Consider the following 17,815-nt stretch of genomic DNA (forward strand, 5'->3'; position numbering starts at 1 on the left):
TGCGCTGTGAGCTGCTCTTCTGGTGAAAGCGCAGAATCGATGTTGACCTTGAAGCAGACTCGGTCCACTTGCGCCCACTTAAATCATCGACTAAATCAGCCAGATGACTGGCCCTGACAAGACCAAATGTCGCAGGGTACATATTTCGTCAATAGATGTCCGGTATCCGGCATGGTTCGAAGAAGCACGGATGGAGACCCGGTAGCCATAAGGCTGTGCTAAGTTGTTGAGTAGTCTGACAAGGTGCTTGGTGTTTAGAGGCCGCGTCGGGTTGTTTTGGGCCAGGAAATAGGAAGTTGTCTACGAATGGTGAACCTCAGCGGTAGGACGTTTGATCACCTCGATGCCATCAGATTGCAGAATTGGGTGAGCTCGGGTGAGCAGGGATTCAACGCAGAAGAACATTACCGGGCGCGAAGAGCGGTCTCTTATCTGAAGTCGAAGAATCGAGGGCAGAGCGGTCTACGGCCGCGTGCCAGCGTGTCGACGCTGATCAATCTCGTCCTGGTCTTCATCCTCTTGTTCAATCTAATGGGCCTCGGCCGGGGCGGGCCGCTCTGGGCCGAAATCAAAGAACATGGCACGCCGTCAGAAGTTGCCACATTCACTTTTATGGCGTACGCACCCTATGTTCTTGTTTTCCTGTGCTTCGCTGGAATCCTGGTCGGATGGGCAAAGTGGTTGCGGGTAATCATCGCAATCCTCGGTTTCATCGGTCTGCTGTGGCTCTTCCCTGCCGGAATGATTGCTATCGTTTCTGCCCAAGGGGGTGTGGGCGGTTTTGCCGCCTTTGCGTTCATCGGTCTGATTGTCTGGTTCATTATTCTGGTAGTGAAGAGCGGTGATCGCTGATGAATAACAGTCTGGGAGTGAGGTTGCGTGCGCGCACCGCAGACGTCCTTGGGGAATACCGTGCCCGGCGGGAACTGAATAGGGGACAGGCGAATGCTGATTACGCTGCTGCCGAAGATTACGCCCGTAAGTATCAGAACGAAGCTCATGCCTCTGCGACTGCCGCTCGACGTGAGGCAGAAGCGGCGGCCGAGCAGAAGCGCAACGATGACACTGAACGAGCCGATCGGACCCGTTTTGAGGATAGGAGCAGTCTGGACGGGCTGTTGGCTTCAGCCGAATTTGCCCTGCGTGAAGAATCGCAGAAGATACAGGGTCCTTTCGGCCGGCTGCAGAATCGGGTCAGTGCAGAAACTCTGACCGTTCCTCCCTCACACGGTGTCATCGGCGAAGTGTCGGGAACAGAAGACCGAGAACAGCCAGTGCCCGTGGTGATCCCGCTGCTGGGGCAGAAGGGCCTGCTGCTGCGTGGCTCTGCGACTGCTGCTGCGGAAGTGGTTGACGCAGTGTTCGCCAGACTCATCGCATCCATCCCGCTCAGCTCACTCTATGTCACGCGCTTCGATCCAGAAGATATCGGAGGTCTACTTGGTACCTTCGGTGAACTGGGCGCGACCATGGTCGATCGATTCAAACCCGCCAGCTACAGCCACGATGTTCTGCGTACACAGCTCGAAGGTGTGCTGGGCCGATTACAACGCAATACCGAACGAATCAGATCCTCAGGCAACCGCAATATACTCTCGATCTGGGAGTCGGCCACACCGAAGATGGTGGTCGAAGTCCTCGTCATCGATGACCGCCCGGGCACCATGGATGATCAGACTCGCAAACTGCTGCGCAGGATCATCGACAGTGGACCCGCCAGCGGAGCCTTCGTCATCCTGCTTCAGACCGGGGACCGGGTCGATCGCACTTCCTCACGGAATGCTTTCGATGAGCGGACCCCAGAACAGATCGACAATGAGCTCTACCTTGACGACAAACTCAACTTGATCACCCTCGACGAGCGCACCGACGACGCGGTTCTCTGCCTGCCCCAGGGCGACCTGACGATTCGTCCTGTTGGGGGAATGAACCACCTCTCGGTACAAGAACTCATCGGTCAAGTCGCTACCCTGCAGTCACAGCAGACGGGGCCAGTTGTGGGGCCGGAACGTCTGCTGCCCGAAGAGGGAACAGCCTCGGCGGCTCAGGGTATCGAGGTCAACATAGGCGACCGCGAGAACGGTTCACCGTTGAAATTCGAACTTCGCTCCGCCAATCCGCCGCGATCGAACGCTCTCATCGGCGGTGCGGTGGGCACCGGTAAGTCGAATCTATTGCATACCTTGGTCTACTCGATCGCTGCGAAGTACCGTCGCGAAGAGGTCGAGATGATGTTGCTTGACTTCAAGAGTGGCACCGAGTTCCAGCGCTACGCTCGCCAAACGACCTCCGCGGGCAACGGCACATCGAATTGGTTGCCCAACGCCAGGCTCGTCGGTCTTGAAAGCGACCGGGCCTTCGGACTCTCGGTGCTGGAGGAACTGTTGGTCGAAATGGACCGACGGGCCGATGCCTTCAAAGCTGCAGGAACGAGTGATTACGACTCGTTCCGGTCTACCAGAGCGGTTATGCCGCGATTGGTGACCATCATCGATGAGTTCCAGACCTTGTTCGAGAACGACGATGAGATCGCTGCCAGTGCAGTCGAGGCACTGACCAAGATCTCACGGAAAGGACGTGCATTCGGCATCCACCTGGTGCTCTCCACACAGACACTGAGCGGAATCCGGCAACTTTCCGTGCAGGGCGATGCAATCTTCGGACAGATGCAGGTGCGTATAGCGCTTAAACTCGGGCGAAACGATTCCCAACTCATGCTCGCCCAGGGCAATACGGCAGCGGCCAGGTTGCAGCATCGCGGTGAGGTTGTCGTGAACAACAACACCGGCGAGGACGAAGACCATAACATCACCGGTGTCGTCACCCACGCCGAGATCGGATACACCACGCAGCTCCAAGAACGCCTCTTCACAGAAGCTAACACCAAGCACCCACCGCGCCTGTTCAGGGGCACGGAGTTCGCTCCGCGTGCGGAATCAACTCCACGCCCGCGCACCCTGGGGCTGGGCCAGGCAGTGAATGTATCCGGCACCGAGGTGGTGCATGAGTTCACCCACAATCCGCTCCGAGCGCTCGCCATTCTCGGTTCCGACCAAATGGTGACCCGAGAACTTGAAGTCTCGGCGATCCACAGTGGATTCCGGAGTGGATCCTATGAACAGATCATCGTTATCGGCAACGCTCGCCTACTGGACTTGGCCCGCTCGTTGCAGGCCGAAACCGGGATCTCTGCGGATCTAGTCACCCACGACGAGGCCGCAGTCTGGATTCTCGGCCACGAGGAACAGCTGCGGCAGGATCGGACCCTCGTCGTCATCACTGAACTGCCGAGCATAGTGTCGATAGACGAGCCAATCGATGCTTCAGATTCCGCCGCTGACCGCGAAGAGGAGGTCGCGAAACTGTTTGCTCCAGTTGATGACGGGGCCGACTTCGAGGACGTGTTCGCATCCACGTCTGCGGGTTGGAACGACCGGACGGCCGCCTCGGTGTTGGCCGATCTGGCGAAGTCGAGCAAGACCCGGTCCGATCTGGTTGTCAGCGCTCAGCTGTTCTCCACCCTGGAACGAATTTTCGGCTACGACCGCGATGGCGGAAATGGAATCGCAGCCTATGCATTGGCCCGGGTGCCGTTGCAGGAATTGCGGCAGTTCCTTGGATACGGAGCCGAACAGACCGATGAGTCCCCCCGCTTCATCTACAGCCAGGCGGGCTCGGGCACGGGCGGAGTTCTGACGATTCCATTCGGGGGAGACGAGGCAGGTGAAGCGCCATGACGCAGATCAATCAAAAGACGATCGACAATGCCGTTGCAACTCTGGTTTCAGCAGAATCCGAACGGGCGAAGATTGACACCGTCTATGCCAAATCCATGCGCGATGCCGACAACGCCTATGCGAAGGCAAAGCAACGAGCCAAGCACGAGTATGATTCCGCAGGTGCAAACGTAGCGAACACGCTAGGCGTACAGGTGGATGGGGCGCGAGCCGCTGCCGAACAGCTCGCAGGCCAGGAGATCGGCGGTTTTGAATACGAGTGCCAGCAGCGCGGCATCATCGGCAGCGACTTCGGCGGGACCCCGCGCACGATGCAGGAGCTGGCAGAAGAGATCGGTCAATTGAAGAAGTCATGGGAGCACATCGACGAGCTCAATGCTCTAGAGATGGCACTCAGGGCCGAATCTAAACCATGGCTGTTGTGGGGGTGGTTGGGCCTGACCGGAGTGGGTACGGTAGCAATGGTCGTGTTCGCCAGTCTGGCGAACTGAAGCAATACTTCGATTGTTCAGAGCAAACAGGAGGGAATCGATATGGCAGGTTCAGATCTGCAGAAACTATCGCAGACGGTGATCGGAATTTCACAGGCGACAAAGAAGACGTCTGCCAACCTCGAGGCTTTCGACTCGCAATTCACCAAGCACGTGACTTCGGTCAAGCAAGCCATCGAAGGTTCCACACAACGCAAGGACCAAGAGGTCATTGACGCCCTGGAAGCTGCGCGTAAGGCGGTGAAGAACGCCACTTCGGCGCTGGAGAACGCCTCTAAGGTGAGTTCGAACTACGCCAAGTCTTTGGCCTGAATTGAGCACTTGTGGACTCCGACGATATTCTCGCGCGGATGAGGGAGGTTCGAATCGCTCAGGAAGCGATCCGTTCGGCCCAAGGCCGGTTGAATGCTCCGATGTCTGATGCTGATCGTCTGATCAGAGGCGCAGGAAACGCTTCGGTGACGACCGCGGGATTGGTCGGCGGCGCCGCAAGCGGAGCTGATGGGCGGATAAGCGCGCGTTTGAACGCTGCGGCGGAAGGCGGAAGACGGTTCAAACAGCATCTGCAGGATGCCTACGCGCAGATGAGTTCGCGCATCGACGAATTGGATCGTGAATACGAATACTTGGAGATAGAGCTCCGTGCTGCGTTGGATCGTGAATCGCATGACTAAACCGTGGAAGGGATCGGATCATGAGCGAAATTCGACAGTTGGCCCAGGCCGTGAAGATGTTCGGGGAGTCGTGTGCTCGGCTATCCGATGCCGATCACGGAGCTGTTGCATCCTTGAAAGCAGCCAAATCGTCTCTCTACAGCAGCTATGATGCAGGTGATTTGGTCGATGGCTTGGACAATGCGGCGGCAGTTTGGGATGAGATCGAAGCCGAATCCAAGGCAGCTGCTATGGAAGCCCATCGGTTCGGCGTCAGCCTGGCGAACTAGGGCTTCTGATGTCTGAACAGGTTGTTGTGCCGATCGGCGAGTACCTCGGCTCTCTGCCGTTCCACGAGAAGGGCACGAATAGGGAACCGGTTTTCGTGGACGCGCAGATGATCGCAGGAACCCTAATTCGCCTGAGCGATGAGCAGGCCGACGTGATGGCTTTCTGTAGGCATCTGCGTCTGCGTACGGAGCTCGACGAGTGGTTGGGGAACGAACAGATCGATTCCACGGTGTTTGACGAACTCGTCGAAGCTGGACTCTTGCGGATCGGTACTGATGAATCGGCAATGGATTGGTTGCAGGACTGCACGATTGTGCCATGGGGTCGCAGCTTGGGGTGGGATGGGGCTCTGAACCTACTTTCCCCTTCTGATGAGGTCTATCAGGTGGCGCCTGTCTACTACTGGTTGTGGCTGTACTCCCGAACTGGTCGGTCCATCGCGGAGGTGCTCGAGTTCTTGCGCATGGAGGCTGCGGTTTCCAATGTTTCCAATGCGAGTGAGTCGGATGTGTCTGCCGCATTGATGCACATGCTGGCAGTGGACCTGGGCCGCTTGGACTTGACCGCGTCCGCGGCAGAAACGAATTGAGACGCTGAAGAAACACTTATGTCCACCGGTAATGGCTTTAGACAGTCGGCTGCGGCGAGCTTCCGCCGAAGCGGTGCCGCCGCGGGGAGTTTCGCCCGGAAAGTCACGGTAGTCAGTGAGGGCATTGCCGTGGCGAAAACTATGGTCGACCAGGGCTCCGAGTGGGTGGACAAGAATGTCGACGACAAGAACATGGCAGAGGCGATCAGTTCGTCTCTGACGATGGCATCACGCAGTTTGGACTTTGGCCGCGCGGCCACCGCGGTGCCAGGTGACATTCTCAAGATTTCTGAAGCCGTAGGCAAAGCACGTGGTCAGGGGTGGAAGGTTCAGGCAGCCTCCGGAGCGGCGGCCAGTTCTTCTCTGCTTACAGATCTGGGCACCGTCATAGGGCGTTCTGCTGTAGTTGCGGGAGCGTTCGGACTAGCGCCAGTCGTGCCGCTGATGGCGGCTGGAGCAGGGTTGTCGATTGCCGGTGCAGGAGTTGCACTCTGGGCCGCAAAGCGATCTGAATCAGACGGTGAAGGCGGAAACTCCTCAGGTGGTTCGGGAGGAGGGGCCTCCGGAACTGGTGGACTCGGTAGTGGCGTGGTCGGCGCGACAGTCGGTGGAACGACTGGTGGCAGCATGGTGCAGCAATTGCGTGAGAATCTGCGGGGTCTCAACCAGCAACTGGAGAACCTGGAAGCGGGACTCGAACAACAACGCGAACAACTTCGTCAACGAGGTCAGCGACTTCAGCAACTGATCGGCGGATCGCGTGCGGAACAAGAGGCGTTGGAGAGACTGGCCTCATCGATGAAAAGTCTCAGGGTATCCAGCCGAGCCGTTGAAGAGGCACGCAAGGCGATGTCTAAACTTCAGCTCTGAACCCGCGCTCGTTGCGTCCTCAGTGCCCCGATTATCTCGCGGTCAGACGAGACTCGTTGGTCGGCGGTGCCTCTTCCCCGTCGGCAAGTTCTATATGATATCCCAACTCTTTCAAAACAGAAACTGCAGAATCAGGATCGTCTCGGACTGCGCTGGCAGTTTGGGTCATCCTCCAGCGTTTGCGTCCCGATTGCAACGTAGCTCGTGATTCAGCTGCTCCGTCAATCCCAAACTCATCGAGAAGCATTTCTAGAATGTCTTCCAAACAGGGTCGGAATCTATGTCCGCCTACTGGTAGATGAAGCTCACTCATTCGGGGAATGTCATCAACCGTGGCTCTCCGTTTACCCCGGTTAGTGGAAGTTCCAGATCTAGACAGGACATGTGAAAGTGCATCACGATGGCCATGTACTTGAATGTGCGCCGCCGGGACGTCGCGAGCTTCTCTAAGATATTCGTAGCGAAATAGGGGCTCCCCGCGGGCCTTCGCCCCAGGGTAGACGGCAATATCTGAGCGTTCTACAGCCAAAAACCTCTTGGCGCGGTCGACAGTGCACCAGTAGCCTGCAGTCATCGATAAAAGCGGCTTCTCATCGACGTTTAGTGGTATGCCTTCCGATGGAGTTTGAGAAACCGTGAAGCGGGATCCGTCTTGGATTGCCTTGGCAACAAAAGGCGAGCAGTTGGGAGAGACCGCTTTAACCGTGTCCGTCAACTCATCTGCGAATTCTGCTGCCTGACGTTCGAGCGAGGAAAATTCAGTCACCGATCAGGAACTCGAGATCAGTAAGCTCGTTATATAGAGCAAGTTGTTGAGCGTCGAGCTCATATCTGGCGCCGCGCTCTTTGAACGTAGCTTCGTCGCCGACAATGCTGAGGATTTCGTTACGGCGAGCATGTGCTTGGTCAAGTGTGTAATACACCGGGGTCATTGCAGTCATGGCGCCTCCTTCAGAATGTTTCTAATTCTACCTTGGCTACCTGAGCAGTTTATAGAGCCGCACTGACATGACTTTTGAGCGATTGACTTTGACCTCACCGCACGTGCACGCCCGAGCCGGCGACGACCTCGCCGATCACCGGGTGACCAGGCAGTTCGCCGACGACGAGCAATCCGCCCGAGGTCTGCGCATCGGCCAGAAGCAGCAGGTCGTCCTCGGTCACCGAATCATCCGCGGTCAGATGAGGCCGTACCCAGTCGAGGTTTCGCCTCGTCCCGCCGGACACATACCCGTCAGCGATCGACTCATCGACACCGCCGAGGCGGGGAACCGCGGCCGCATCGATGACCGCTCCGACCCCGGAGGCCCGCGCCATCTTGAACAAGTGCCCGAGCAGACCGAAACCGGTGACATCCGTGGCCGCTAGTACGCCTGCAGCCACGGCCGCCCGTGACGCTTCGGCATTGAGCGCGGTCATCGTGGCGATTGCCTCGTCGAAGGTCTCACCAGTGGCTTTGTGCCGATTGTTGAGGATCCCCACGCCGATCGGCTTGGTCAATGTCAGGGGCAGCCCCGCCTCGGCGGAATCATTGCGCATGAGTTCATCCGGGTGGGCCACACCGGTCACGGCCATCCCGTACTTCGGTTCGGGGTCGTCGATCGAATGCCCGCCGGCCACGGGGCAGTTCGCCTGTGCCGCAACGTCGAGCCCGCCGCGCAGAACCTCGGTGAGCAGCTCCATCGGCAGCTTCTCCCGCGGCCACCCGACGAGGTTGATCGCCGTGACGGGGGTTCCGCCCATCGCGTAGATGTCGGAGAGCGCATTGGCTGCGGCGATCCGTCCCCAGTCGTACGCGTCGTCGATGACGGGGGTGAAGAAGTCCGCCGTCGAGAGCACCGCGAGATCGTTACGGACCCGCACCGCCGAGGCATCATCGCCGTCATCGAGGCCGACGAGGACGTCTGGACCGGACTGACCGACCAGCCCGCGCACCGCATCCTCGAGCTCGCCCGGCGGGATCTTGCAGGCGCATCCTCCACCGTGGGCAAACGAGGTCAGACGGTCCTGAATCGCAGTCATACTCGGAGACTAACACTCACATGACGAGACCGTCACCAGGTCCGATGGGCGTGCACCTCGAGAAGAGCGACCTGCTCCGCGCTCAGCTGTGAGCACTCGCCCACACCCGCGATAGGATGACCGATGGAGGCGTCCGTGTCCTGGTGGGCGCCCTGGTCTTCAAAACCAGTGAGACCGAGTATCTCGGTCTGGCGGGTTCGATTCCCGTCCGCCTCCGCCAACCGTTCTGCGGTCCCGCCGACCCAGCGGCGCCGCCGTGACCCTGCACCGAGGAGGCCGCCCCATGGTCGATCCCGACCCGCGTCGATCCATTCCGCGCACGGATCACCTCCTCGCCCTTCCCGAGGTCATCGCCGCAGGTGAGAACCTCAACCAGGCGACCATCAAAGCGATCATCTCCGAAGTGCAGACCGCGGCCCGAACCGGTGAGATCCCCGTCGCCGAGGTGGCCCCCACCATCACCGCCGAGCTCGGTTCCCGTTCGGCCTCCTCCCTGACCCCGGTGCTCAACGCCACCGGCATCCTCGTCCACACGAACCTCGGCCGAGCACCGCTCTCACCTGCGGCAACTCAGGCCATCACCGAGGCGGCCGGCTACGTCGACGTCGAAATGGACCTCGGCACCGGCAAACGCAGCAAGCGCGGAACCGGAGCGAAAGCCGCACTCTTGCGGGCCTGCCCGGCAGCCGAGGACGCCCTCGTCGTCAACAACGGAGCGGCCGCCCTGCTGCTGGCCGTCACTGCGCTGCGCGGCCGCAGGCCTCGTGCGAGGTCCTGCCCCGGCGATCCCGGCGAGATCATCATCAGCCGCGGCGAACTCATCGAAATCGGCGCCGGCTTCCGCCTCACCGACCTCATGACCACCACCGGCGCCAGGCTGCGTGAAGTCGGCACGACGAACCGCACCCACCTGGCCGACTACGTCGACGCCATCAGCGATGACACGGCGTGCCTGCTCAAGGTCCACACGAGCAACTTCCGCGTCGAAGGATTCACCTCCTCCGTCGAGGTCGCTGACCTGCGCAGACTCGCCGATGAGCACGACCTGCCGCTCATCGTCGACCTCGGCTCCGGACTCTTCACCCCCGACCCGGCCCTGCCCGACGAACCCGATATCGACACCGCCCTGCGCGCCGGTGCCGACCTCGTCATCGTCTCCGGAGACAAGCTCCTCGGCGGCCCGCAAGCCGGCCTCATCCTCGGCCGCACCGAAGCAGTGCAGACACTGGCCAAACACCCTTTGGCCAGAGCGCTGCGCACCGACAAACTCAGCCTCGCCGCGCTCGAAGCCACGATCACCCACGCAGCGAACCCGATCAATGATGCCCTCCACATCGACCCGGACCGTCTGCGCGAACGCACCGAAGAACTCGCCGAGGCGGTCGGTGCCACGGTCGTCGAACACGACGGACGAGTGGGCGGCGGGGGAGCTCCCGGCGTGCCCCTGCCCGGCTGGGCAGTCGAACTGCCCGAAACCTTCGCAGAGCCGCTGCGCCTCGGCGAACCGGCGATCGTCGCCCGTGTCCACCAGGGACGATGCCTCATCGACCTGCGCTGCGTGCCCGAAAGCGACGATCGACGCGTCGCCGATGCCATCGCCCGAGTCCGTGGCAGCCATGCCTGAAACACCGCACGGATCCGCGCACGCGACCCCGGGCACCTTCGTCATCGCCACCGCCGGGCACGTCGACCACGGGAAGTCGACGCTGGTGAGCGCCCTGACCGGGATGGAACCCGACCGCTGGGCCGAGGAGAAGAAACGCGGACTGACCATCGACCTCGGTTTCGCCTGGACGACCCTGCCCTCGGGACGCGAACTCGCCTTCGTCGACGTTCCCGGACACGAGAAATTCCTTGCGAACATGCTCGCCGGACTCGGCCCCGCCCCCATCGCCTGCTTCGTCATCGCCGCCGACAAGGGCTGGCAAGCCCAATCGAGCGACCATCGCGACGCGATCAATGCGCTGGGCATCACCCACGGCCTCGTCGTCATCACCCGGGCCGACCTCGCCCCCGACTCTCTCGAGACCACACAAGCGCAGGTCAGCGCTCAACTGCGGGGAACACCACTCGAAGCAGCGCCGATCGTCACGGTCTCGGCGACGACCGGGGAGGGCCTGCCCGAACTCATCAGCGTCCTCGACGAGGTCACGGCCTCAGCCGAGCCTCCGACCACCTCGGGGAGGGTGCGACTGTGGGTCGACCGGGCCTTCACCATCAAGGGAGCCGGCACCGTCATCACCGGCACCCTCACCTCAGGCACCCTGACCACGGGCGACAGTGTCGAACTGCGCGGAGAGGCCATCGCTCGGACCGTGGGCGTGCGCGGCCTGCAGTCCCGGAACTCCACCACCACCGAGGTGGTCCCGCAGGCCCGCGTGGCCGTCAACCTCCGCGACGTTCCCGCCGACGACCTCCACCGCGGCGATGCTCTGCTCACGAGCGGGGCCTGGCCGATCGTCGACACGATCGACGTGCGCCGCTCCATGGGCGAGGCCCTCGACTCCGGCATCCACGAACTCATGGCCCATATCGGCACCGCCGCCGTGCCCGCCAGGCTGCGGGACTTCGATGCCGATCACGCTCGACTCACCCTTGACCGGCCGCTTCCCCTGCAGGTCGGCGACCGGATCGTGCTGCGCGCCCCGGGCAGCCGCAACGTCTTCGCAGGCCTCCTCGTCCTCGACGTCGACCCGCCCGAACTGTCCCGGAGAGGCGACGGTGCCAGGCGCGGCCGAGAGCTCGCCGAACGACCCATCGCAGGCGATATCCTCGTCGAGGTGGCCCGCCGCGGAGCCGTCGAACGTTCCGACCTCACTCGGTTCGGTCTGCAGGTGCCCGAAGACGATGGATTGCCTGCCGATGTCGAGAGTGTGGGCGGCTGGCTCGTTCACTCACCGACGCTGACCGCCTGGGTCGAGGAGGCGAAATCCCTGGTCAGCCGTGAACTCGCCGCCACACCGATGGCCGCGGGAGTCCCCGTCAAAGCCGTCGCCGAGGCGCTGCGCAGGAGCCCGAACACGAGCCGGAGACACGGTGGCGAAACCAGGCGCGATGCCGTGTCGAAAGCGAACGATCAGCCGACCCTGCCCGAAGGGACGGGGACCGCAAATCGGGCACTGCTGGATGCGATCATCTCCCGCGCCGGGCTCGAAGCCGTCGACGGAATGGTCCGCCCGCCCGGGCATACCTCGAGACTCGGTGCCGCCGAAGCCGGTACCGCCGAGATCGAGCGCCGACTCGCAGCCGACCCGTTCGCGGCACCGGAAGCCGACGACCTGCGCGAACTCGGTCTCGGAGCGCGGGAGCTTGCGGTCGCCGCGAAGGCGGGACGGATCCTGCGCCTCGGCGCCGGAATCATCGTGGCTCCGCGCACCCCCGCGCAGGCGATGCGGATCCTCGCCGGTCTTGACCGGCCCTTCACCACAAGCCAGGCGAGGCAGGCGCTGGGGACGACCCGACGCGTCGTCATCCCCCTGCTCGAACACCTCGACGGCCGGGGCTGGACGCGCCGACTCGACACCACACACCGCGAAGTCGTGCGCTGAGGACGGGCACGGCACCATCGGTCGGGCATCCGCGATAGCCGATCGATCCTCGGGTCGGTGGGCAGCCGCCTCGGCGAATCCCCGTGACCTGTATTACGATCATGTCGGAATGATCGTTCGCGCCGTCTCCGGCGCTTCCGTCGATGGTATGGGTGATAACTGACTGCGGTGATGGGGCCGCAGCACACCATTATTCCCTCACCCCTCTGCAATTTCGGAACCATCACAGGAGCAAACATGTCGAACTATCGTGTTGAGAATCCCGCCACCGGCGACATCGTCGAGACCTTCCCCGAGGCGACCGACGCCGAGATCGAATCCACCGTCGCTGGCGCCCACACCACCTACCTGACGTGGAAGGACACCGACATCCAGAAACGGGCGTCGATTGTGCGCAGGGCGGCGGAGATCTTCCATGAACGCAAGGACGAACTCGCCAGGACGATCTCGGTGGAGATGGGCAAGTCGTATGCCGAGTCTGTTGACGAGGTCGAGTTCGCTGCCGACATCATCGACTACTACGGCGTCCACGGACCCAGTCTGGTCACGGATTACCAGATCCCGTCGACCATCCCTGGTATCGCCCGCATCGAGTCTCTGCCGGTCGGTGCTCTGTTGGGTGTGATGCCGTGGAACTTCCCTTACTACCAGGTGGCCCGGTTCGCTGCCCCGAATCTGGTGTTGGGCAATACGATCATGCTCAAACATGCCGATATCTGTGGACGGTCGGCGCTGCTGATCGAGGAGATCTTCCTCGCCGCCGGTGTCCCTGCCGGCGGATATAGCCACTTGTTTGCCAACCATGATCAGATCGCTGCGATGATCGCTGACTCCCGGGTTCAGGGAGTGTCGTTGACCGGGTCGGAGCGGGCGGGTGCGATCATCGGTGCCCAGGCGGGTCAGAATCTGAAGAAGGCTGTGTTGGAGCTTGGTGGCATCGATCCGATGGTTGTTCTCGACGCCGACGATGTGGCCGCGGTGGCTCGTGAGGCGTGGGAGTTTCGGACGTATAACGCCGGTCAGGTGTGCAACTCGAATAAGCGCCTGATTGTCATGGACGACATCTATGACGACTTCGTTGCCGAGCTCGTGAAGTTGGGGACCGGGTTGAAACCGGGAGATCCGCTGAACCTCGGCGACAGCGAATACGTGCCTCTGTCGAGCCGTGCTGCCGCGGAGACTGTTGACGCACAGGTGACCAAGGCCGTGGCTGAAGGTGCCCGGGTGCTCATCGGTGGTGAGCTGGGCGACGGTCCGGCGGCCTACTATGCCCCGACCGTGCTCGTCGATGTGCCCCGGGATTCCGAGTCGTATGGTGAGGAGATCTTCGGGCCGGTGGCCACTGTGTTCAAGGTCAGCAGTGACGAGGAGGCTCTCGAGTTGGCCAACGATTGTGCCCTTGGTTTGGGTGGGTCGGTGTTCTCCACTGATGAGGGGCGTGCTGATCGTGTGGCGGCTCGTCTTGAGGTGGGGATGACGCATGTGAACACGATTGCGGCGGAGGCGGCTGAGTTGCCGTTCGGTGGGGTGAAGCGGTCTGGTTTCGGTCGTGAGATGGGGCCGATCGGGATGGGCGAGTTCGTGAATAAGCGCCTCCACTTCATCGCAAAATAGGGTCAGTTCGCCTCACCCCAAGACCACTGCAATCGTCGTCGAGCTCCCGGCTGCGACTCAACCCACGACGGTCGTCAGTCAGCCGAGTGATGCGGTGATCATGTCATCCATCGCCGAGGCGGTCAGCCCCCGCCACTGCCGTCGTGACGGTGCGGACGGAATCCGCGCGCCGCGCACCTTGGCCAGGGCCACCTCGGTGATGGGGGCATGCTGCGGAAATGCGGTCAGCGCGTGGAATCCCGCTTCCTCTTTGCCGATGATCTCACCGGTCGCAAGCGTATGATGCATCCGCGCGGGACCGAGCACACACCACTCGACGCTACCGGCTGAAAGTCCCCGCGGGGACGTCACGAATCGACGAAGCAGCGATCCCGGGCTGCGCGACGGTCGGTCGCGCAGCTGTGCGGCCAACGGAGTCCAGTACTCGCGCAGATTCGTGCGGATCCACGGGCGAAGCGCCTCCGGCTGCGCATCGACATCCCACTCGGCGATCGGCCGACCTCGCACCGTGATCCCGCCGTCGACGAGCTCCTTCCAGGTCACCGGATTGACGTCGAACGCGCCGTTCGAGTCGAAGACCTCACCGGTGTGAGAAGCGATCGGACGGATCTGCGTGACGGGTCGACCGACCTCGGATTCGGCGATGAAGACGGTATTGCAACAGGCGCTCACACCTCGCCCGCGCGCCGCCCCGACCACCAGGCGGGGCACCTGCGAGAGATAGAGCAGCCGCAGGCGGCGGAGGAGATCTGGCCGTGTCCGGTACTCATCGGCGATGACCGCGACGAGGTCGATGTCGCTGCGGCCCGGGCGGTAGGCACCGAGCGCGATGGACCCGGTCACAGCGCAGGCGATGATGCCGCCGGGCAGGACCCGATCGGCAATACGCAGATAGGACCTGATGGCGGTTGCGGCGTCCGGCGGCAGCTGTGAGCGCATGCGGCCAGGTTATCCAGGATCACGTCCCACCGCTGCGTCCGCAGCGCTCGCCGGCAGCAGTACGGTCGCGTTCGAGCGCCTGAACTTTCCATGGCCCACGCCTGCGAACAGCCCGACGAGCGGATCGAGACCCCGGTCACGGGCGGGTGAGAGCACCGCTGGTCACCGCGCGGCGTTCAGTGAACTCTGATCGCTTACACGCGGACCCGTGAAGATTCGTTGCGGCGAGAATGAGTCATCTCGAAGTCTCTCTGCATTGAACGGGGCCGTCCGGTCCGTCAGTGTTGTGTGGGGCGATTCCACGGCACCTTCTGCATGGGTGTTCCTGTGCCGACCACAGGGCAGATGCCGCAGAACCCACCACGTGTGCCGCGCACCAGGAGTCGCCGACCGGGTCGAGGACCCGATCAAGAGAAAGTGAGAACAGATGAAACGTGCGCGCACACTTGCGGTGACTGCACTGTCCGCCGCCGTCCTCGCCGGAGGAGTCTCCCTGGCAACGGCGACCTCGGCCTCGGCCGACCCGATCACCGGAGACGTCAGCCAGGACGGTGAAGCCGCCCAGTCCGACGCCGGCTCGACCGGAGGGATCGACGACCCGGATGAGCTGAGCGCCGAACAGATCGACAATGCGCGCACCATCATCGGCGTCGGCAAGGGCGCAGACCTGTCCAAGCAGGCACAGACGATCGCCGTGATGACCGCACTGCAGGAATCGAGCCTCAATGACCTCGACGGAGGCGACCGCGATTCCGCCGGTGCCTTCCAGCAGCGCCCCTCGATGAACTGGGGATCGGCCGACGAAGTCACCGACACCGTGTACGCGTCGAAAGCCTTCTACGGGGTCGACTCCGGCACCGCCAACCCGGGTCTGACCCAGATCGCCGACTGGGAGAGCATCGACCCCGGTGATGCCGCACAGGAAGTGCAGCACTCCGGCTACCCCGACGCCTACGACAAGTGGGAACCGCTAGCGAAGAAGCTCGTCGACGAGAACCAGGACGTCGACTCCATCGACTGATGACCGCGGGTCCGAGAGTCCTGTCAACTCGGCATCTGGCTATGGATTCGTCCACAACCCCGAGATAGAATGTACCTACAGTAGTGACATTTCGGGAGGTGGACGATGACCACGATGTCGAGTCGGGAATTCAACCGGGACGTATCGGCTGCCAAACGTGCGGCCAAGCACGGACCGGTCACCATCACCGAACATGGTCGTCGCGCGCACGTTCTGCTGACTGCCGATGAGTACGATCAACTCAGCGGCAGATCGGACCTCGTCGGAGATGCCCTCGTCATCCACGACGATGATCCGGACCTCGATCTGCCTCATCGTTCTCAGCGAACGCTGCGGGTGCCCGAACTGTGAGGTATCTGCTGGACACCAACATCATCAGTGACGCTCGCCGCGGCAACCGGACGCCCGTCGGATCCTGGATCGCCGCACAGAAGATCGATGATCTGGCCATCAGCGCCATCACGGTCCTCGGACTCGACGTCGGCGTCCGACGGAAAGAGCGACGGGACGCCCGCGCTGGGTCCGTCCTTCGGCAGTGGTTCGACGAACAGGTCTCTGAGGTCTTCGACGGAAGAATTCTTGCCGTCGATGCCGAAGTGGCTGTGCAGGCATCGCAACTGCACGTCCCTGACCCGATGCCCGACATGGACAGCCTGATCGCAGGGACCGCACTCGCACACTCTCTGACCCTGGTCACGAGGAACATCGCGGACTTCGCGAATATCGGAGTCAGACTGCTCAATCCCTGGGAGGACTGACCTCCTTCGCGGTCACTCTGCCAGCGCGCCGGCGGTGAGCCGGCGGACCACCTCGGTGAGGTGATGGAGACCCGAGACGAGATCCTCGTCCTTCGTGAACTCGGCAAGACTGTGCGAGACCCCGTCGACGCTGGGAATGAAGAGCATGACGGTGGGCACTTCGTCCTTCATGTTCGTCGAGTCGTGCCCGGCCACGGTCATCACCGTCGCCGAGGTGAGTCCCAAATCATCGGCGACCGTGCGCGCCAGCTCGACCCCGTCCTCGGAATACGGGTTCTGATCCCAACTGTGTTCGGCGACGATCTCGATCTCCACGCGATCTTCCGCGCTGACCTGGGCGATCGTGGCCATGAGCGTCTCATGGGCGGCGGCGATCACCTCGGCGCTGGGGGACCGCAGATCGAGCAACAGGCTGACTTCGCTGGCGACGACGACCGGTGAGTTCGGGTAGACGGTGAGCTGTCCGCATGAGGTGTGCAGGGCACCCGGCTCGAAGTCGTCGACGAGTTCCCGTGCGGCCACGACCAGGCGGGCGGCACCGAGCAGGGCATCCTGCCGATCGGCCATGAGCGTCGACCCGCTGTGGGCCTGTGCGCCGGTGACCTTGAACTCGTACTTGTGAGCCGCCCACGTGGCATTGACGAGCCCGATGCTCACTCCGTCCTCTTCCATGCTGCGGCCCTGCTGGACGTGGATCTCCGCATAGGCGGCGATCTCCGGGGGCGTGAAGTCTCCGCGTTCCCCCAGCTCATCGAGCGCCTCGGCGACGGTGATTCCCGCGGCATCACGCGTGGTCAGGGCCGCCTCCAACTCGGCCTTGCCGGTGAAGACATTGGATCCCATCATCGACGGTTTGAACCGTGAGCCCTCTTCATTGAACCAGTTGACCACGGCGAGGTTGAACGTCGCCTTCGACGGGTCCGCCCGCAGCTCATCGGCGATCGCGAAACACGCATGCGCCGAAGCCATCACCCCGTAGGCACCGTCGAAACGACCGGCCGTCGGCTGCGAGTCCATATGCGAACCCGTGAGCACATACGGGGCCCCGGGCACGAGCTCGAGGAGCCCGAACTGATTGCCGATCACATCCCGGTGGACGCTGAAACCGTGCTTGACGAGCAGCTCTTCGAACCATTTCCGCTGCTGGCCATCGGCGGCGCTCGCCGCCTGACGGTCGACCCCGTTCGTGCCCTCGACGGCACCGAAACGCGAATGCACGGCCCAATCGGCGAGGAACTCGGCTTCGCGATCGGCGCTGATCAGGGAGGGTGAAACGGTCATG

The 17,815-nt window shown here is 62.2% G+C and carries 19 protein-coding genes and 1 tRNA gene; 15 read left to right on the plus strand and 5 right to left on the minus strand.

Annotation, left to right across the window (positions count from 1 at the left end; translation table 11 throughout):
* The first annotated feature begins 306 nt into the window (after positions 1 to 306).
* The 8 genes from BLIN9172_RS09670 to BLIN9172_RS17905 are packed head-to-tail and all read left to right on the plus strand — an operon-like array spanning position 307 to position 6,631.
* Entirely contained in the window at positions 307 to 852 is a 546-nt protein-coding gene (locus tag BLIN9172_RS09670) for a hypothetical protein (protein ID WP_101554878.1), read from the plus strand.
* The gene (locus BLIN9172_RS09675; RefSeq protein WP_101554879.1) at positions 852 to 3,737 is read left to right on the plus strand and encodes an FtsK/SpoIIIE domain-containing protein; all 2,886 of its coding nucleotides are present in this window, start codon (positions 852 to 854) and stop codon (positions 3,735 to 3,737) included. Before BLIN9172_RS09670 ends, BLIN9172_RS09675 begins: the two co-directional genes overlap by 1 nt.
* Complete coding sequence (locus tag BLIN9172_RS09680) at positions 3,734 to 4,228, plus strand: hypothetical protein (RefSeq protein WP_101554880.1); 495 nt, start codon at positions 3,734 to 3,736, stop codon at positions 4,226 to 4,228. The genes BLIN9172_RS09675 and BLIN9172_RS09680 overlap by 4 nt, the downstream gene beginning before the upstream one ends.
* Positions 4,229 to 4,270: 42 nt before the next feature.
* Positions 4,271 to 4,540: a hypothetical protein gene (locus BLIN9172_RS09685; RefSeq protein WP_101554881.1), complete on the plus strand. Its 270-nt coding sequence runs from the start codon at positions 4,271 to 4,273 to the stop codon at positions 4,538 to 4,540.
* 11 nt (positions 4,541 to 4,551) lie between these two features.
* A complete protein-coding gene (locus BLIN9172_RS09690) occupies positions 4,552 to 4,902 on the plus strand; it encodes a hypothetical protein (RefSeq protein ID WP_101554882.1) in 351 nt (116 codons plus the stop codon).
* A gap of 20 nt (positions 4,903 to 4,922) precedes the next feature.
* Positions 4,923 to 5,171 (plus strand): hypothetical protein, encoded by a 249-nt coding sequence (locus BLIN9172_RS09695; RefSeq protein WP_101554883.1) that lies wholly within the window; start codon positions 4,923 to 4,925, stop codon positions 5,169 to 5,171.
* Between the two features lie 8 nt (positions 5,172 to 5,179).
* Positions 5,180 to 5,761 (plus strand): hypothetical protein, encoded by a 582-nt coding sequence (locus BLIN9172_RS09700; RefSeq protein ID WP_101554884.1) that lies wholly within the window; start codon positions 5,180 to 5,182, stop codon positions 5,759 to 5,761.
* An 18-nt stretch (positions 5,762 to 5,779) separates the two neighbouring features.
* On the plus strand, positions 5,780 to 6,631 hold the full coding sequence (locus BLIN9172_RS17905) for a hypothetical protein (RefSeq protein WP_145997947.1): 852 nt from the start codon (positions 5,780 to 5,782) through the stop codon (positions 6,629 to 6,631).
* A 31-nt stretch (positions 6,632 to 6,662) separates the two neighbouring features.
* Here BLIN9172_RS17905 and BLIN9172_RS17910 read toward each other — a convergent pair whose 3' ends face one another.
* From BLIN9172_RS17910 to selD, 3 genes are all read right to left on the minus strand, one after another.
* Entirely contained in the window at positions 6,663 to 7,397 is a 735-nt protein-coding gene (locus BLIN9172_RS17910; protein WP_145997948.1) for a hypothetical protein, read from the minus strand.
* Positions 7,390 to 7,572: a hypothetical protein gene (locus tag BLIN9172_RS09710; RefSeq protein ID WP_101554886.1), complete on the minus strand. Its 183-nt coding sequence runs from the start codon at positions 7,570 to 7,572 to the stop codon at positions 7,390 to 7,392. Before BLIN9172_RS09710 ends, BLIN9172_RS17910 begins: the two co-directional genes overlap by 8 nt.
* Before the next feature lie 94 nt (positions 7,573 to 7,666).
* The gene (selD, locus tag BLIN9172_RS09715; RefSeq protein WP_101554887.1) at positions 7,667 to 8,653 is read right to left on the minus strand and encodes a selenide, water dikinase SelD; all 987 of its coding nucleotides are present in this window, start codon (positions 8,651 to 8,653) and stop codon (positions 7,667 to 7,669) included.
* Positions 8,654 to 8,778: 125 nt separating this feature from the next.
* Here selD and BLIN9172_RS09720 point away from each other — a divergent pair.
* From BLIN9172_RS09720 to BLIN9172_RS09735, 4 genes are all read left to right on the plus strand, one after another.
* Positions 8,779 to 8,873, plus strand: a tRNA-Sec gene (locus BLIN9172_RS09720).
* Positions 8,874 to 8,936: 63 nt separating this feature from the next.
* A complete protein-coding gene (gene selA, locus BLIN9172_RS09725; RefSeq protein ID WP_101554888.1) occupies positions 8,937 to 10,277 on the plus strand; it encodes an L-seryl-tRNA(Sec) selenium transferase in 1,341 nt (446 codons plus the stop codon).
* On the plus strand, positions 10,270 to 12,201 hold the full coding sequence (gene selB, locus BLIN9172_RS09730) for a selenocysteine-specific translation elongation factor (RefSeq protein WP_101554939.1): 1,932 nt from the start codon (positions 10,270 to 10,272) through the stop codon (positions 12,199 to 12,201). Before selA ends, selB begins: the two co-directional genes overlap by 8 nt.
* 237 nt (positions 12,202 to 12,438) lie before the next feature.
* On the plus strand, positions 12,439 to 13,815 hold the full coding sequence (locus BLIN9172_RS09735; RefSeq protein ID WP_101554889.1) for an NAD-dependent succinate-semialdehyde dehydrogenase: 1,377 nt from the start codon (positions 12,439 to 12,441) through the stop codon (positions 13,813 to 13,815).
* A 78-nt stretch (positions 13,816 to 13,893) separates the two neighbouring features.
* Here the strand turns inward: BLIN9172_RS09735 and BLIN9172_RS09740 are convergent, their stop codons facing one another.
* Positions 13,894 to 14,754 (minus strand): nucleotidyltransferase domain-containing protein, encoded by an 861-nt coding sequence (locus BLIN9172_RS09740; protein WP_101554890.1) that lies wholly within the window; start codon positions 14,752 to 14,754, stop codon positions 13,894 to 13,896.
* Positions 14,755 to 15,205: 451 nt separating this feature from the next.
* Here BLIN9172_RS09740 and BLIN9172_RS09745 point away from each other — a divergent pair, with 451 nt between their 5' ends.
* From BLIN9172_RS09745 to BLIN9172_RS09755, 3 genes are all read left to right on the plus strand, one after another.
* On the plus strand, positions 15,206 to 15,775 hold the full coding sequence (locus BLIN9172_RS09745) for a hypothetical protein (protein ID WP_240812036.1): 570 nt from the start codon (positions 15,206 to 15,208) through the stop codon (positions 15,773 to 15,775).
* A gap of 105 nt (positions 15,776 to 15,880) precedes the next feature.
* Positions 15,881 to 16,126 carry a type II toxin-antitoxin system prevent-host-death family antitoxin gene (locus tag BLIN9172_RS09750; protein WP_101554892.1) on the plus strand — a complete coding sequence of 82 codons (246 nt, stop codon included), beginning with the start codon at positions 15,881 to 15,883 and terminating at the stop codon, positions 16,124 to 16,126.
* Entirely contained in the window at positions 16,123 to 16,533 is a 411-nt protein-coding gene (locus BLIN9172_RS09755; RefSeq protein ID WP_101554893.1) for a type II toxin-antitoxin system VapC family toxin, read from the plus strand. The genes BLIN9172_RS09750 and BLIN9172_RS09755 overlap by 4 nt, the downstream gene beginning before the upstream one ends.
* A gap of 12 nt (positions 16,534 to 16,545) precedes the next feature.
* Here the strand turns inward: BLIN9172_RS09755 and BLIN9172_RS09760 are convergent, their stop codons facing one another.
* The gene (locus tag BLIN9172_RS09760) at positions 16,546 to 17,814 is read right to left on the minus strand and encodes a M20 family metallo-hydrolase (protein WP_101554894.1); all 1,269 of its coding nucleotides are present in this window, start codon (positions 17,812 to 17,814) and stop codon (positions 16,546 to 16,548) included.
* Position 17,815 lies beyond the last annotated feature (1 nt).

It is taken from the genome of Brevibacterium linens ATCC 9172 (assembly GCF_900169165.1).
Lineage (GTDB): Bacteria > Actinomycetota > Actinomycetes > Actinomycetales > Brevibacteriaceae > Brevibacterium > Brevibacterium linens.